The organism is Hephaestia sp. MAHUQ-44 (genome assembly GCF_023806085.1).
Taxonomy (GTDB): Bacteria; Pseudomonadota; Alphaproteobacteria; order Sphingomonadales; family Sphingomonadaceae; genus Sphingomonas.
The window spans coordinates 258,913-275,105 of sequence record NZ_JAMSLX010000002.1; the positions used below are offsets into that span (position 1 = coordinate 258,913).

Below are 16,193 nucleotides of genomic sequence, written 5' to 3' on the forward strand. Positions count from 1 at the left end.
GGCAGGGGCCGGCGGTCAGCAGGTGGCGCGCACCGAGGCGGCGTTGTTCGAGATCGTCTGGTTGGTCCGCTCGCGCACGTTCATCGCCGATTCGAAGTGGATGATCTTGCCTGCGATCGGCGAGCCCGGAAACAGTGACCGATAGCGGTAATTGACTTCGACGAACATCACCGCGGTACCCGGCGCTGCGGCGATGCGATGGGCGCCCGTGCCCATCGCGGGGAGCGACGCGTCGTTCTTGCCCTTGCCTTCAGCACCGTAACGCGACGCGACATTGAGCGCGCCGAAGCAGCGCTGCCAATTGATCCATTGCCCGGTTGCGGCCGGGTTGGGACTCAGGCTCGACAGGATCACGCGGCCCTGGTTCGCGAATCCGATGGCGCTGCCGATCTCGCGATCCCCCGCGAACATCTGGTTCACATCCGATTCGTCGACCTGGATGCGGACGCGCGCCGCATTGTCGGCGGTGGTCAGGGCGATCTGGCTGACGCGCAGATGAGCCAGCACGTAATTCGCGGTTTCCATCCCCGTACACGCGATCAGCAGGATGAACGGCAGGCCGATCGCAAATTCGATCAGCGCGACGCCCGAGACGTCGCGCGGCAGGGTTTGGCCGAGCGTGCGGAGGAGCCGAGGGTTGCGGATCATGGGCACACCGTCTGCGCGCCCGCCTGGGTGGCAAAGGGCTGGTTGCGCATCACCGTGAACACGTCGATCGTCTCGAGCCCTGCCCAATGGAGCAGCTTTTCGACCGGGAAGAACGGCTTGTAGGCGACCTGGACATGGTAGGAGACGATATCGTCCGACCCGCCCAGACCTTCCTTGCCGCCATCGCTATCCCATACGCCGTTGCCGTTGGCGTCCTCGAAGCAATCCTCGCCGTCGTTGCGGCCGAAGGGCGCCCGATCACTGGTGATACGCTCGGGCTGTCGGACGTTGGCGAAGTTGAGATAGCTTTTCTTGGTGATCGTGACCGCCGACGGGGAGACGACGCTCGACAACACGCTTTTGACATGGGCGTCGATGGCGGTGCCGGCGGTGGCGCCGGTCGTCCCCAGCCGGGCCGCGTCGCGCACCGCGCCCTGGGCGACGGCCGAGATATACATGCGATAGCCGAGATCGAACCCGCCGATGATCACCATCATCAGCGGCAGCAGGACGAGCGCGAACTCGACGATCGTTGCGCCGCGACGATCGCGGTGCAGATGCCGGAACACGGCGCGCGCGATCATTGGCTGAGCCTCAGCGCACCGATATTCTTGCCGATCAGCGTGAACTGATCGATCAATTCGTCGCGATTGGTGGTGCTGACGGCTTTGTCGGGGCTTGACGCGCATTCGGTCAACTCGCTCGACATCGTGGTGTCGAACCCGATCACCCAGATGGTCACGTCGGGCTGGCCTTTCAGCTCATTGCACATGATCTGGAAGCGTTTGCGGTGGCGCGCATTGAGATCGGCTTTGGTCGAGTAGCCGCCCGAGACGCGCCCTTGATATTGTTCGACCCCATAAGCGCTGTAGAGCGTGGCGCCGGTATCGAGGATGCCGTCGGTCATGAAGATGACGTGCCGGTTGACCCGCATGCCATTGTAGGTTGCGGGGTTGTCGGCGGCGAAGATGCCGTCACGCGCGAGGAAGCGCCCGCCCCAGATCATGCCGATATCATGATAGGTGCCGCCGTCGGGGGTGAGCTTGTTGACCGCTGTCTGCATGTCCGAGGCCGTCGCGAACGTCTTGAGCCGCGTCGCTTCGGTGGGGCAGGCGGATTGCGATTTCCCGGCCTGAAGGTCGGGCAGATAGGGAGGCCATTTGGACGTGCTCGACGCATTGCCCGAGGGGACGAGCGAGAGATTGAGATCGAGCGCGTTGGCCGGCACACTATAGTTCGAGCTGCCCGTGATCGTGCTGACGGTCGCGCGTTCCTCGATACAGCCGCCCCACAGGCTCTTGCTCGAACCGGTGACATAGGCGCTCACGTCGCGCACCGTGTTGGTATAAGAGCAATTCTTCCCCTTGCACGATTCGACCAGATAGGGCGTGCTGGTGCGGATATAGCTCGTCGGCAGCAGCTTCCCGACATTGACCGTGCTCGAATAGGGCACGATGCCGTAGCGCAGCCGCATCTGGTGGCTTTCGAGCTGGGTCTGGATCGGCTTGAGCTGATTGTAGAGCGCCATCACCGCCTCGCGCAGCGCGACGATTTTCTTCACGCCGTTGACCTTGTCGTCCATCGACCCGGTCGTATCGAGCACCAGCATCACATCGGTATTGATGAAATTCTGCGACGCCTCGCATTCGACGTGCAGCGGAATCCGGTGATAGCCGAACAGCGCCATGATCGTCGTCGGCAGCGACGTATCGATGCTGATCGCCAGCGTGCTGGGATCGGGGGTGCTGAGATTGGGCGTAAAAGCAGCCGTCTTGTACGATTCCTGGGGGAAGTTGAAATCGATGAATTTCGCGGTCTCGGACCTGACCAGCGCGGTCAATTCGCCATTGGACATCGCGCGACGCCCGGCGAGCGAGCCCGCGTCGCACGCCTGCTGAAGGCGTTCCTTCGCCAGATAGCCGCGCGCTGTATCAACGCCGCCACCAATGATCGCCATCAGGGGAATCATTGCCGCCGCCACGAAGACGAGCGTGTTTCCCCGATTGTTTCCGACAAGTGCGCGCAAGAACGTCAGCGCTTGTCGGCGCACACTTCCCCACGAGCCGGCCATGCGTATTTGCCCCGCTAAACGGTTCCATCCAGCGGCCCTCCTACATGGTGAAACAATAAATCCTCATCAAACGGTATGGTTAATGGAATGCCGCGGGCAGGACGGGGCTTGCGAGCGGCGCCATGAAACGCCAACCCCGCCTGATGACGACTCCGGACCCTGGCCCCATCTCCGATCCCGAACAGGCGCTTGCAATCACTTATGCCCTGCGGCCGCATCGCGCGGCGCTGACCGCGTTGTTCGCGCTCGATGCGACGCTTGCCGATGTCTTGCGCACGACCAGCGAACCGATGCTCGGCCAGATGCGTCTGACCTGGTGGTACGACGCGTTGACGCGGCTCGACAGCGCCCCGCCGCCGGCCGAACCGGTGCTGTCGGCGCTGGCGGCGACGGTGCTGTGCGAGGGGGTGTCAGGGGCCGATCTCGCCGAACTGGTGGCGGGATGGGAAGAATTGCTCGAGCCTGATCTCGATGAGGCAGGGCTGGTGCGCTACGCGGCCGAACGCGGCGGGCGGCTGTTCACGCTCACGGCAACGATATCGGGGGTCGATCGGCCCGCGATCGCGCCGGCGGGCGAGGGGTGGGCGCTCGCCGATCTCGCATTCCATGTCAGCGATCCGGCGCTGATCGAGCGCGCGCGGGCGCTGGCGCAGGTGCGGCTCGATGGTGCTGCCGAGGCCGACTGGCCGCGCGCTGTGCGCACGCTGGGCGCGCTGGTGCATCTCGCGCGGCTCGATCTGGCGACGCCGGTGGGGGAGCGCCCGGCCAAGGGCGCGCCGCGCCGGGTTGCGCGATTGTTGTGGCACCGGCTCACCGGGCGCTGATTTTGATCTGAGGCGGGCGCTGCGCTACGCTATCGTTCGATCAAGGGGGAGATCGGCGATGTGGCGCATTCTGGCGGGCGGCGGCGCGGTGTTGCTGCTGGGCGCGGCAGGTCTGTTCGTGTTCGGGAGCCAGGCGACCGCGCCGGTCTTGCCCCCGCCGCCACCACCCGCACCGCGCGCCATGGCCGCGCCCTTGCCCGAGTCAGCCCCCGAGGCGAGCGAACGGACGCGTGAGGAAAAGCGCTTCGACCGGTACGACAAGGATCATGACGACAGCATCACGCGCGAGGAACTGCTCGCCTCACGGCGCAAGGCCTTTGCCAAGCTCGATACCAACCATGATGGGCGGTTGAGCTTCGACGAGTGGGCGATCGCAACCAGCCGGAAATTCGCCAAGGCCGATGCCGACAAATCGGGCACGCTCACCCGCGCAGAGTTCGCGACCACGCGCCCCAAAACCAAGCCGAAGCCGAAGTGCGTCTGTAAGGAAGACGACGGCTGATTAGAAATTCGCGATCCACCCGGCGAGTGCCTCGCGCGCGCGTGCGGTGTAGAGCTTCTTGCGGTCGGCCTTTTTGGTGCGGCCTTCGATCGGCGGAAACAGCCCGAAATTGACGTTCATCGGCTGGTAGGTCTCGGCCTCGGCGGCGCCGGTGATGTGGCCGAGCAGCGCGCCGAACGCCGTGGCGGGCGGCGGCGGCGCCAGCGTGCGGCCGGCCAGTTCGGCGGCGGCGAAACGCCCCGCAAGCAGCCCGATCGCCGCGCTTTCGACATAGCCCTCGCAGCCGGTGATCTGCCCCGCGAACCGGATGTTGGGGCGCGATTTGAGCCGCAGTGTCGGGTCGAGTAATTCGGGCGAGCGGATGAAGGTGTTGCGATGCAGCCCGCCGAGCCGCGCGAATTCGGCATTTTCGAGCCCCGGAATCGTCCGGAACAGTCGCACCTGCTCGGCGTGCTTGAGCTTGGTCTGGAAGCCGACGATGTTCCACAGCGTGGCGCTGGCATTGTCCTGCCGCAGCTGGACGACGGCATAGGGCCAGCGCCCGGTGCGCGGATCGTCGAGCCCGACCGGCTTCATCGGGCCGTAGCGCAGCGTATCCAGCCCGCGCGTCGCCGCCACCTCGATCGGCATGCAGCCCTCGAAATAGGGCGTGTCCTTCTCCCACTCGCGGAATTCGGTCTTCTCGCCGTCAAGCAGGCCCTGGTGGAACGCGAGATACTGTGCCTTGTCGAGCGGGCAGTTGATGTAATCCTTGCCGTCGCCTTTGTTCCACCGCGACTGGAACCACGCGACGTCGAAGTCGATGCTGTCGCGATAGACGATCGGCGCGATCGCATCGAAAAAGGCGAGGCTGTCGGCGCCCGTCGCGGTGCCGATGCTGGCGGCGAGGCCCGGCGCGGTGAGTGGGCCGGTGGCGACGATCGCGAGGCCTTCGGCGGGCAGGTCATCGATCTTCTCGCGATGAATCGAGATGTTGGGATGGGCCGCCAGTGCGGCGGTGACGCCAGCCGAAAAACCATCGCGGTCGACCGCGAGCGCGGAGCCCGCGGGTACCTTATGCGCGCTGCCCTCGCGCATGATGAGCGAGCCCAGGTCGCGCATTTCGGCGTGGAGCAGCCCGACCGCGTTGCTGGTCGCATCGTCCGACCGGAAGCTGTTCGAACAGACCAGTTCGGCGAGGCCGTCGGTCTGGTGCGCGGGGGTCATCTCGCCCGAACCGCGCATTTCGGAGAGGCGGACCTTCCAGCCTGCTTCGGCCAACTGCCAAGCGGCTTCGGACCCGGCGAGGCCGCCGCCGATGATGTGAACGTCGTAGCTGGTCATGGGTTGGCGCTTGGCATTGTCGCGGTGACAAGACAAGCTGTGCGGAAACGAGGGGGAGGGGATCGATGCGGGGATTGCTGTGGGCGGCGCTGGTGGCGGGGGGCTCCTATTGCCTCGTCGCGTGGTTCGGCTGGCAAGGGCCGGCAACGATCGCGTGGAAAGGGGCCGGAGTCGCCCTGCTCGCGGCATGGGCGGCGAGCGAGGCGCGCGATCTCGATGGCTGGCTGATCGCGATCGTGCTGGCCTTGGGTGCGGCAGGCGACGTGCTGCTCGAGGCGACCGGGATGATCGCGGGGGCGGCGGCGTTCCTCGCCGGGCATCTGGTCGCGATCGGGCTCTACCTGCGGCATCGGCGCACGGCGCTCACCCCGAGCCAGCGCGCACTCGGCTGGCTGATCGCGCCCGCGACGGTGGTGATTTCGGTCGCGCTGGTTGGCGGGGGCAGCGATGCGGTGACGGTGGGGATCTATGCTGCGATCCTCGGCCTGATGGCCGCGATGGCATGGACCAGCCGCTTCCCGCGCTATCGCACCGGCCTCGGCGCGATGCTGTTTGTGGCGTCGGACCTGCTGATCTTCGCGCGCTTCGGGCCGCTGGCTGGCTCGTTCGTGCCGACCGTGCTGGTGTGGCCGTTTTATTTCGCGGGGCAGGCGTTGATCGCGATTGGCGTGGTGGGGGCGCTCAGCGTGCGCTCAGCCCGCGACGGGTAGGCGGATCGTGCCGTCGGGCTCGTAGGCGAGCGGGCCGTAGGCGACGACGGTTTCAAGCAGCAGCGTGCCGTAAAGGTGTGGGAACAGCGCGCCGCCGCGCGAGGGTTCCCATTTTACCGGGGCATCCTGCGCGTCGAGATCGACCGTGGCGAGCCACAGGTCGGGCTGGCCGGCGAAATGCTTCGCGATCGTCCCGGCGAGCTGATCGGCGGTCGAGAGGTGGATATAACCGTCGGCCAGATCGACCGGCGCCCCGGTGAAGGCGCCGGTTTCCAGCGCCTTCATCTGGGGCTCGGTCAATATCTTGTAAGCGACCGACGGCGTCACGCGTCCTGCTCTGGCCCGATATCCTCGTCGGCGTCGCCCGCTGCGGGGGGTGTATCGGTAGCGGCATCGGCATCGGCGAGTATCGCCTCGGCGTCGCCCTCGACCTCTTCGTCCTCGCTCTCGTCGAGCCGCGCGGCGGAGACCACGTGTTCGTCGTCGGCGACGTCGAACAGCCGCACGCCCGCCGAGCCGCGGCCGATGACGCGCAAGGAATCGAGCGGCATCCGGATCAGCTTGGCCTGATTGGTGACAAGCATGAGCTGGTTGGCGCGCGTCGCCGGGAAGCTCGCGACGACGAGGCCGTTGCGCGGGATATTGTCGATATTGGTGATGCCCTGGCCGCCGCGGCCGGTGCGGCGATATTCATAGGCCGAGCTCAGCTTGCCATAGCCGTTGGCGCACACCGTGAGGATGAACTGTTCGCGTTCGGCCAGTTCGGCGAAGCGCTCGGGCGCCATTTCGGGGGCGCCCTCGCGATCGGCCTTCCAGGGGGCGAAGCGCAGATAATCCTCGCGCTCGTCCTGATCGTGCATTCCGCCGCGATGGAGGATCGACAGCGAGATGACCTCGTCGCCCTTCGCCAGCCGGATACCGCGCACCCCGGTCGAGTTGCGGCTCTGGAAGGCGCGGACGTCGTCGCCGCGGAAACGGATCGCCTTGCCCGCGCGCGTGGCGAGCAGCACGTCGTCGATCTCGCCGAGCAAGGCAACGCCGATCAGGCGATCATCCTCATCCTCGCCTTCGAACTTCATCGCGATCTTGCCGTTCGACGGCACGTTGGTGAACGCATCCATCGAGTTGCGGCGCACCGAGCCCTTGGCGGTCGCGAACATGACGTGGAGCGCGCCCCATTCGGCCTCGTCCTCGGGCAGCGGCAGCACGGTCGAGATCGTCTCGCCCTCGCCGAGCGGCAGCAGGTTGACGAGCGGCCGCCCGCGCGTGGTCGGGCCGCCTTCGGGCAGGCGCCAGACCTTGAGGCGATAGACCTTGCCCAGCGTCGAGAAGAAGAGAACGGGTGTGTGCGTGCTGGTAACGAACAGTTCGGTGACGACGTCCTCGTCCTTGGTCGCCATGCCGGCGCGGCCCTTGCCGCCGCGGCGCTGGGCGCGGAAGGTATCGAGCGGGGTGCGCTTGATATAGCCTTCCATCGTCACGGTGACGACCATGTCCTCGCGCTCGATCAGGTCTTCGTCTTCGATCCCGTCGGCAGCGCCGGTGATTTCCGAGCGGCGCGGGGTGGCGAATTCGTCGCGGATCGCGGCCAGTTCGCCCCGCATCACGCCGTAGAGCTTCTCGCGGTTCGACAGGATGTCGAGCAGTTCGGCGATCGATTCGGCAAGCTGCTGCAATTCGTCGCCGATCTCGTCGCGGCCCAGCGCGGTGAGGCGGTGCAGGCGCAGATCGAGGATCGCGCGGACCTGGATTTCGGAGAGCCTGTAGGTGTCGCCGGCAATTTCGGTTTCGACCGCCTCGACCAGCCGGATATAGGGCGCGATCTCGGCGATCGGCCATTCGCGCGCGAGCAAGGCGGCGCGCGCCGCGGCCGGGCTCGACGAGCCGCGGATGATGCGGACGACTTCGTCGAGATTGGTGACCGCGATGACGAGGCCGAGCAGGATATGGGCGCGCTCGCGGGCCTTGAGCAGTTCGAATTTGGCGCGCCGGGTGATGACCTCTTCGCGGAACTTGACGAACGATTCGATGATGTCGCGCAGGTTGAGCGTTTCGGGACGGCCGCCGCGGATCGCGAGCATGTTGGCCGGAAACGACCCCTGCGCGGGGGTGTGCCGCCACAATTGGTTGAGCACGACCTCGGGGGTCGCGTCGCGCTTGAGGTCGATGACGATCCGCACGCCTTCGCGGTTCGATTCGTCGCGAATGTCGCTGACGCCCTCGATCCTTTTGTCCTTGGCGGCCTCGGCGATCTTTTCGACCAGCGCGTTCTTGCCCTGCTGGTACGGGATTTCGGTGAGCACGATCGAGCGGCGGGCCTCGCCGCGGGCCGCGCGGCCTTCCTCGATGACATGGCGCGAGCGGACGATGATCGAGCCGCGGCCGGTGTGATAGGCCGAGCGCGCGCCCGCGCGGCCGAGGATCAGCGCGCCGGTGGGGAAATCGGGCGCGGGCACGATCTCCATTAGCTCGTCGACGGTGATCGCGCCGTTATCGATATAGGCGAGGCACGCGGTGATGACCTCGCCCAGATTGTGCGGCGGGATATTGGTCGCCATGCCGACCGCGATGCCGCCGGCGCCGTTGACGAGCAGGTTGGGGAACGCCGCCGGAAGCACCTGCGGCTCGCTCTCGCTGCCGTCGTAATTGGGCTGGAAATCGACCGTATCCTTGTCGAGATCGGTCAGCAGCGCGTTCGCGACCTTGGCGAGACGCGCCTCGGTGTAGCGCATCGCCGCGGGCGGATCGGGGTCCATCGAGCCGAAATTGCCCTGGCCGTCGATCAGCGGCAGCCGCATCGACCAATCCTGCGTCAGACGCGCCAGAGCGTCGTAGATCGCGGTATCGCCATGCGGGTGATATTTACCGATCACGTCACCGACGATGCGCGCCGATTTGCGATAGGGGCGGTTGTAATAGAAGCCGCTTTCGCTCGCCGAATATAGAATGCGCCGGTGCACCGGCTTCAACCCGTCGCGCACGTCGGGCAGCGCGCGCGCCACGATCACGCTCATCGCGTAGTCGAGGTAGGAGGTCTTCATCTCCTCGACGATGGAAATGGGGGTAATGTCCGAAGGGTCGCCGAGGACGGTCTCGTCGGTCAAGTTTTGGTGCTTTCGGAAATGGTGTTTCGGTTGGACTCCGGTCTAGCCGTTCGCGGGCCCAATGTCACGCGCGCATGGGCGCGCGCGCGTGCGGGAAGCGCCCGTCACCCCGGAACGGGTCCGGGGTGACGGGGCCGGATCAGAGCGCGTTGGCGGCGCTCAGAACCGCACGCACCGAGGCAGTGGCGATATCGGTATCGCGGCCGACGCCGAACACCGTGCGGCCATCGGGCGTGGTGCATTCGAGATAGGCCGCCGCGGCGACCTCCGAGCCCTGACCGATCGCATGTTCATTGTAATCGGCAACCTCGAGCGCGACCCCGCAGGCATCGCGCAGCGCGATGACGACGCTTGAGATCAGGCCGTTGCCGCGCCCGCTCACCGAGCGTTCCTCGCCGTCGATCGCGATCCGGCCGACGAAGGCGCGCTGGCCGGTGGGGCCGCTTTCCTCGTAATCGACCAGCACGAAGCGATCCTTGTCGCCGGGCAAATAGGTGCGCTTGAACAACTGCCAGATATCGTCGGCGTTGAGCTCGCGGCTCGATTCGTCGGCGAGCTGCTGGACGTGGCGGCTGAACGCGGCCTGGAGCCGCTTGGGGAGCTTCAGCCCTTTGTCCTGCTCGATCACCCAGGCGACGCCGCCCTTGCCCGACTGCGAATTGACACGAATCACCGCCTCGTAATCGCGGCCCAGATCCTTGGGGTCGATCGGCAGATAGGGGACTTCCCAAAACTCATCGTTGCGCGCTTCCTGCGCGGCAAAGCCCTTTTTGATCGCGTCCTGATGGCTGCCCGAAAACGCGGTGAACACCAGATCGCCGGCATAGGGCGTGCGCGGGTGGACCGGCAGGTTGGTGCAATAATTGACCGTGTTGACGACCTCGTCGATGTTCGAGAAATCGAGGCCGGGGTGGAGCCCTTGCGTGTACATGTTGAGCGCGACCGTCACGAGATCGCAATTGCCGGTGCGCTCGCCATTGCCCAGCAGGCAGCCCTCGACGCGATCGGCGCCCGCCATCAGCCCCAGTTCGGCCGCCGCGACGCCGGTGCCGCGATCGTTATGCGGGTGGAGCGAGATCACCACGCTGTCGCGGTTGCGGATGTTGCGGCAGAACCATTCGATCTGATCGGCATAGATGTTGGGGGTCGCGCATTCGACCGTCGCCGGCAGGTTGAGGATCAGCGGCCGCTCGGGGGTGGGCAGGAGCACGTCCATCACCGCCTCGCAGACCTCGACCGAGAAATCGAGCTCGGCGGTCGAGAAGGTCTCGGGGCTGTATTCGAAATGCCAGTCGGTGTTCGGCTGTTTCGCGGCTTCGTCGCGCAGCACCTTGACGCCCTCGACGGCGATCCGCTTCACTTCCTCGCGGCTCATCCCGAACACGATCTTGCGCCACGCCGGCGATACCGCATTGTAGAGATGAACGATCGCGCGCGGGGCGCCGACCAGGCTCTGGAAGGTCGTTTCGATCAGGTCGCGGCGCGACTGGGTGAGCACCTGGACGATAACGTCGTCGGGGACGCTGCCTGACTGGACGAGGCCCGAAATGAAATCGAACTCGGTCGCGCCCGCGCTCGGGAAGCCGACTTCGATCTCCTTGAGCCCGACCTTGACCAGCAGATCGAAGAAGCGGCGCTTCTTCTCGGCGTCCATCGGATCGATCAGCGCCTGATTGCCGTCGCGCATGTCGGTCGACAGCCAGCGCGGCGGCTTGGTGATGGTGTTGTTCGGCCATTGTCGATCGGGCAGATCGATCTGGGGGAAGGGCCGGTATTTGACGCTCGGGTCGCTCAGCATGGGATGTCCTGTCACGGTGACGCCCGCGGCCGCCGGGCCGCATGGCGGATCGGTATCGAAAGCAAACAGCCCTTAGGCGGGAGCGCGCACGCGCCGGATCGTTCCGCCTAAGGGCGGGTAAGTCGCAGCGGAAGAAGAAGCGCGGTCAGCGTCATATCGCGCGACCAATGACGCAGCCGGGCCGGCTTGTCCAGTATTTGTAGTTTCACGCGCGGCCAAACAGGCGATCGACGGGGCTGAACGGCAGGAACCAGAAGATCGCGACGATCACTGCCGCGACGATCCCGAACCAGGGGGAGGCGAAGGTCAGCACGCCCCCGGCGACATAGATGGCCGCCGCCGCCATGCCCTTGCGCGTCGTCCGGCGGTGATAGGCGCTCGCCTCGGCGCTTTGACTGCCGGTGCGGCGGATCACGGTTTGCAGCCAGACATAGGCAAAGGCGGGGAGCAGCATCGTCGCGAGATAGAGCCATGTCGCTGCGCGGCTGAAATGATGCTCACCGAGATACGAGGTCGAAAAGGGGACCAGCGACAGCGTGAACAGCAGCGCCATGTTGGACCAGACGAGCGCGTTGGTGACGCGCGTCGCATGGCCGAACAGCCGATGGTGATTGACCCAGTAGATCGCGACATAGGCGTAGCTCAGCGCGTAGGCGAGAAACACCGGCCACAGCGTCCACAGCCGGCCGAATTCGGGTGCGACCGGCGGGTGGAGTTCGAGCACCATGATCGTGATGATGATCGCGACCACGCCGTCTGAAAACGCCTCGACCCGGCCGACGCTGCGCGCGCCTTCGCCGGCCTCGCTCACCGTTGGACGAACGCCGCGTTGATCGTCAGCAACACTTCGTCGGAGACGAGCGGAATGCCGTAGCTGATCCCGAAATCGCTGCGCTTGATCGTGGTCGTCGCGGCAAAGCCGACATTGACCTTGGGCGGCCCCATCGGGCTCTTGCCCGCGCCGACGAATTGCGCGTCGAGCGTGACCGGCCGGGTGACGCCCTTGAGCGTCAGATTGCCGTCGATCTGCGCGGTCTCGTTGGCGATCGTCACCTTGGTCGAGACGAAATGGCCGGTCGGGAATTTGGCGGCGTCGAAGAAATCGGCATTCTGGAGATGCTCGTCGAGCCCGGCGGCGGTGGTGCGCACCTTGGCGATCGGGAAGGTGATGTCGACGGTCGCGGCCGAAGGATTTCTGGGATCGATCGTCAGCGTGCCGGTCGGTGCGATGAACATGCCGGTATAGGTGCTGAAGCCGAGATGCGTGACGGTGAACAGCACTTGCGTGTGATCGGCATCGACATCGTAGGTGCCCGCGACGACGCGCGCCGGATCGGGCGCGCCGGGCGCCTCGGTCGGCATATTCTGCGCGAGGACGGGGACGGCGGCGACGGCGAGAAGCGAAGCGAATACCAAGCGCATGAGCACGACTCCCGATTGTTGCGGGGGCGTCATACGCCAAATCGCCACCCCCGCGAAAGCGGGGATGGCGAAAGGACGTGTCATGCCAGCGCAGGCTGGCGCCTCGTGCCGCGAGCGCGCGGCCCGCGGCACGATGTGACGGGAACGGCGGCGACCGCCGATCCGATCAGTTCTTGGCCTTGTCGACCAACTGGTTGGCGCCGATCCAGGGCATCATCGCGCGCAGCTCGGCACCGACCTTCTCGATCGGGTGCGCGGCGGCGGTCTTGCGGCTGGCCTTGAGTTCGGGCTGGCCGGCGCGGTTGTCGAGCACGAAATCCTTGACGAAGCGGCCGGCCTGAATGTCGGCGAGGACGCGCTTCATCTCGGCCTTGGTCTCGTCGGTGATGATCCGCGGGCCGGTCTTGATGTCACCATATTCGGCGGTGTTCGAGATCGAATAGCGCATGTTGGCGATCCCGCCCTCATACATCAGATCGACGATCAGCTTCACTTCGTGGAGGCACTCGAAATACGCCATTTCGGGGGCGTAACCGGCCTCGGTCAGCGTTTCGAAGCCGGCCTGGATGAGGTGGGTAAGGCCACCGCAGAGTACGGCCTGCTCACCGAACAGGTCGGTTTCGCATTCCTCGCGGAAATTGGTCTCGATGATCCCCGACCGACCGCCGCCGACGCCGCTGGCATAGGCCAAGGCGATGTCATGCGCGTTGCCGCTGGCATCCTGATCGACCGCGATCAGGCAGGGCACGCCGCCGCCGCGCACATATTCGCTGCGCACGGTGTGGCCGGGGCCCTTGGGGGCGATCATGATGACGTCGATGTCGGCGGGGGGATCGATCAGCCCGAAATGGACATTGAGCCCGTGGGCAAACGCGATCGCGGCGCCCGAGCGGATGTTGCCCTTGATGTCGGCGTCCCAGATCGCGGCCTGATGTTCGTCGGGCGCGAGGATCATGACGATGTCCGCCCATTTGGCGGCCTCGGCATTGGTCATCACCTTGAAGCCCGCGGCCTCGGCCTTACCGGCGCTGGCCGAGCCTTCGCGCAGCGCGATCGCGACCTGCTTGACGCCCGAATCGCGCAGATTCTGCGCATGGGCATGGCCCTGGCTGCCATAGCCGACGATCGCGATCTTCTTATCGGAAATCAGATTGAGATCGGCATCCCGATCGTAATAAACGCGCATATTCCTTCCCTTCTCTTGCTTGCTTCTCCCGCCGGGGAGAAATGTCGAGGGCGAGCCGGTGCCGGCCCGCCGGTGTTGGTGAGGGTGGCGGGGACGGGGAGGGTCTCACGCTCGCCCTCCCGCCGCTGACGCGACGGGCCCTTCCTCTCCCGGACAAGGAGAGGAGATTCGGTTACGTCCCCTTCGGCCCGCGCGAGATCGCGACGATGCCGGTGCGCGCGACGTCGACCAGGCCGACCTCGCGCATCAGGTTGACGAACGTGTCGAGCTTGTCGCTACTGCCGGTGACCTCGAAAACAAAGCTCTCGATCGTGGCGTCGATGACGCGTGCCCGGTAGACATCGGCAAGGCGCAGCGCCTCGATGCGATGATCGCCCGTGCCTGCGACCTTGACCAGCGCCAGCTCGCGCTCGACGTGCGGACCCAGCGCGGTCAGATCGGCAACCTTGTGGACCGGGACCAGCCGCTCGAGCTGGGCGATGATCTGTTCCATCACATTGGGCGAGGCCGAGGTGACGATCGTGATCCGGCTGACGAGATCGTCCTCGGAGATATCGGTCACCGTCAGGCTCTCGATATTGTAGCCGCGCGCCGTGAACAGCCCGGCGATCCGCGCCAGAATCCCCGGCTCGTTATCGACGATCACGGCCAGCGTGTGCCGCTCGATGGCTTCTTCCTTGATATGCATTCGTTCGTTACCCCGGCGCCCGCCGAGGTCTCCCTGTTCTGAGCACATGCTTGCCGCGCCCGATCCCGGCCCGTCGCCGGGATGCGTTACACCAGTGCCTTGGCTTCGTCGTCCATCGTTCCCGACACTTCGTGCGCCTGCAGGATCATGTCGGTATGCGCGGCCCCCGATGGGATCATCGGGAAGCAATTGGCGAGCTGCGCCACCATGCAATCGACGATAACCGGCCCGTCATGGGCGAGCATATCGGCAATCCCCTGATCGAGCTGGTCGCGCGTCTCGATGCGGATACCCTTCCAGCCATAGGCCTCGGCGAGCTTGATGAAATCGGGCAGCGAATCGCTGTAGCTTTCGGCATAGCGGCTCGAATAGGTCAGTTCCTGCCACTGGCGGACCATCCCCATATATTGGTTGTTGAGGATGAACACCTTGACCGGCAGGCGGTATTGCGTGGCGGTGGCCATCTCCTGGATGTTCATCTGGATCGAGGCTTCGCCCGCGATGTCGATCACCAGCCGGCCCGGATTGCCGAGCTGCGCGCCGATCGCGGCGGGCAGGCCATAGCCCATCGTGCCGAGCCCGCCCGAGGTCAGCCATTTGTTGGGCGCCTCGAAGCCGAAATGCTGCGCCGCCCACATCTGATGCTGGCCGACCTCGGTGGAGATGATCGGCGCGGCCGCCCTGGTTGCCTCGTACAGCGCGCGGATCGCGCGCTGCGGCATGATCGCCTTGGGGTCGGTCTCGGGGAAATCGAGGCTTTTGGTCGCGCGCCAGCCGTCGATCCGGCGCCACCATTCGCCGAGATCGGGCGTGGCGTGGCCACGGTCTTTCCAGACGCGCAGCATCGCCTCGATCGTCTGGCCGACATCGGCGACGATCGGGAGATCGACGCGCACGTTCTTGTTGATCGACGAGCGATCGATATCGACGTGGATCTTCTTCGAATGCGGCGCGAAGGCATCGAGCCGTCCGGTCACGCGATCGTCGAAGCGCGAGCCCAAAGCGATGATCAGATCGGCCTTGTTCATCGCCATATTGGCTTCGTAGGTGCCGTGCATGCCGAGCATGCCCAGCCACTGATCCGACGAGGCGGGCAACGCGCCGAGCCCCATCAGCGTCGAGGTGACGGGCGCGCCGGTGAGCGCAGCCAGTTCGCGCAGCAGCGCGCTGGCCGCCGGGCCCGAATTGATGATCCCGCCGCCGGTGTAGAAGATCGGACGTTCGGCGGCCGCAAGCATTTCGACCGCCGCGTCGATCAGCGCCGGCTCGGGCGCGCTGGGGGGAAGATACGTCTTGTGCCGGATCGGGCCCGGTGCGGCGTAGCGCGCGGTCGCGACCTGAACGTCCTTGGGAATGTCGATCACGACTGGGCCGGGACGACCCGAGGTTGCGATATGGAACGCTTCGTGGATCACCTCGCCCAGTCGCGCGGGATCCTTCACCAGATAATTGTGCTTGGTGCAGTGGCGCGTGAGACCGACCGTATCGGCTTCCTGGAAAGCATCGGTGCCGATCAATGAGGTTGGGACCTGCCCGGTGATGACCACCATCGGGATCGAATCCATCAGCGCATCGGTGATGCCGGTGATCGTGTTGGTGGCGCCGGGGCCAGAAGTGACGAGCACCACGCCGGGCTTGCCCGTCGAGCGCGCATAGCCTTCCGCCGCGTGCGCCGCCGCCTGTTCGTGGCGCACGAGGATGTGGCGAATCCTGTTCTGCTGGAACAGCGCGTCATAGATCGGCAGCACCGCGCCGCCCGGATAGCCAAACACCACCTCGACGCCGAGATCGCACAACGCCTCGATCAGAATATCGGCACCGCTTTTGCCAGCCATCGTCAGAATCCTTTCTTGCCGCACCGCAATAGCATGCGAACGCGATGGCTGCTAACCGTTATAAAAATGCTCGTCAACCCGT

15 protein-coding genes are annotated in these 16,193 nt (G+C 65.6%); 3 read left to right on the forward strand and 12 right to left on the reverse strand.

What is annotated here, in order from left to right; translation table 11 throughout:
• Positions 1-15 precede the first annotated feature (15 nt).
• Genes NFE57_RS03370 through NFE57_RS03380 form a run of 3 tightly spaced genes read right to left on the reverse strand, consistent with a single transcriptional unit; the run spans position 16 to position 2,719 of the window.
• Positions 16-648, reverse strand: coding sequence for a TadE/TadG family type IV pilus assembly protein (locus tag NFE57_RS03370; RefSeq protein ID WP_252134149.1), 633 nt, complete (start codon positions 646-648; stop codon positions 16-18).
• Entirely contained in the window at positions 645-1,232 is a 588-nt protein-coding gene (locus tag NFE57_RS03375; protein ID WP_252134150.1) for a TadE/TadG family type IV pilus assembly protein, read from the reverse strand. Before NFE57_RS03375 ends, NFE57_RS03370 begins: the two co-directional genes overlap by 4 nt.
• Complete coding sequence (locus NFE57_RS03380) at positions 1,229-2,719, reverse strand: TadE/TadG family type IV pilus assembly protein (RefSeq protein ID WP_286207619.1); 1,491 nt, start codon at positions 2,717-2,719, stop codon at positions 1,229-1,231. The genes NFE57_RS03375 and NFE57_RS03380 overlap by 4 nt, the downstream gene beginning before the upstream one ends.
• Before the next feature lie 122 nt (positions 2,720-2,841).
• On the opposite strand from NFE57_RS03380, the gene NFE57_RS03385 reads away from it, so the two are divergent.
• Together NFE57_RS03385 and NFE57_RS03390 are read left to right on the forward strand one after the other, a co-directional pair.
• Entirely contained in the window at positions 2,842-3,543 is a 702-nt protein-coding gene (locus NFE57_RS03385; RefSeq protein WP_252134152.1) for a squalene/phytoene synthase family protein, read from the forward strand.
• 58 nt (positions 3,544-3,601) lie between these two features.
• Positions 3,602-4,045 carry an EF-hand domain-containing protein gene (locus tag NFE57_RS03390; RefSeq protein ID WP_252134153.1) on the forward strand — a complete coding sequence of 148 codons (444 nt, stop codon included), beginning with the start codon at positions 3,602-3,604 and terminating at the stop codon, positions 4,043-4,045.
• On the opposite strand, the gene trmFO is transcribed toward NFE57_RS03390, so the two are convergent.
• Entirely contained in the window at positions 4,046-5,368 is a 1,323-nt protein-coding gene (gene trmFO / locus NFE57_RS03395) for a methylenetetrahydrofolate--tRNA-(uracil(54)-C(5))-methyltransferase (FADH(2)-oxidizing) TrmFO (protein ID WP_252134154.1), read from the reverse strand.
• A gap of 65 nt (positions 5,369-5,433) precedes the next feature.
• On the opposite strand from trmFO, the gene NFE57_RS03400 reads away from it, so the two are divergent.
• Entirely contained in the window at positions 5,434-6,078 is a 645-nt protein-coding gene (locus tag NFE57_RS03400; RefSeq protein WP_252134155.1) for a lysoplasmalogenase family protein, read from the forward strand.
• Here NFE57_RS03400 and NFE57_RS03405 read toward each other — a convergent pair.
• The 8 genes from NFE57_RS03405 to ilvB form a co-directional block, all read right to left on the reverse strand.
• Complete coding sequence (locus tag NFE57_RS03405) at positions 6,061-6,405, reverse strand: DUF952 domain-containing protein (RefSeq protein WP_353653860.1); 345 nt, start codon at positions 6,403-6,405, stop codon at positions 6,061-6,063. The genes NFE57_RS03400 and NFE57_RS03405 overlap by 18 nt on opposite strands.
• On the reverse strand, positions 6,402-9,182 hold the full coding sequence (gene gyrA, locus NFE57_RS03410) for a DNA gyrase subunit A (RefSeq protein ID WP_252134157.1): 2,781 nt from the start codon (positions 9,180-9,182) through the stop codon (positions 6,402-6,404). The genes NFE57_RS03405 and gyrA overlap by 4 nt, the downstream gene beginning before the upstream one ends.
• Positions 9,183-9,321: 139 nt before the next feature.
• Positions 9,322-10,980, reverse strand: coding sequence for a 2-isopropylmalate synthase (gene leuA, locus NFE57_RS03415; protein WP_252134158.1), 1,659 nt, complete (start codon positions 10,978-10,980; stop codon positions 9,322-9,324).
• Between the two features lie 205 nt (positions 10,981-11,185).
• Positions 11,186-11,791 carry a TMEM175 family protein gene (locus tag NFE57_RS03420; protein WP_252134159.1) on the reverse strand — a complete coding sequence of 202 codons (606 nt, stop codon included), beginning with the start codon at positions 11,789-11,791 and terminating at the stop codon, positions 11,186-11,188.
• Positions 11,788-12,402: a YceI family protein gene (locus NFE57_RS03425; protein WP_252134160.1), complete on the reverse strand. Its 615-nt coding sequence runs from the start codon at positions 12,400-12,402 to the stop codon at positions 11,788-11,790. Before NFE57_RS03425 ends, NFE57_RS03420 begins: the two co-directional genes overlap by 4 nt.
• Positions 12,403-12,568: 166 nt before the next feature.
• Positions 12,569-13,588 (reverse strand): ketol-acid reductoisomerase, encoded by a 1,020-nt coding sequence (gene ilvC / locus NFE57_RS03430; RefSeq protein ID WP_252134161.1) that lies wholly within the window; start codon positions 13,586-13,588, stop codon positions 12,569-12,571.
• Positions 13,589-13,760: 172 nt separating this feature from the next.
• On the reverse strand, positions 13,761-14,276 hold the full coding sequence (ilvN, locus tag NFE57_RS03435) for an acetolactate synthase small subunit (RefSeq protein ID WP_252134162.1): 516 nt from the start codon (positions 14,274-14,276) through the stop codon (positions 13,761-13,763).
• A gap of 86 nt (positions 14,277-14,362) precedes the next feature.
• Positions 14,363-16,111 (reverse strand): biosynthetic-type acetolactate synthase large subunit, encoded by a 1,749-nt coding sequence (gene ilvB / locus NFE57_RS03440; protein ID WP_252134163.1) that lies wholly within the window; start codon positions 16,109-16,111, stop codon positions 14,363-14,365.
• Positions 16,112-16,193 lie beyond the last annotated feature (82 nt).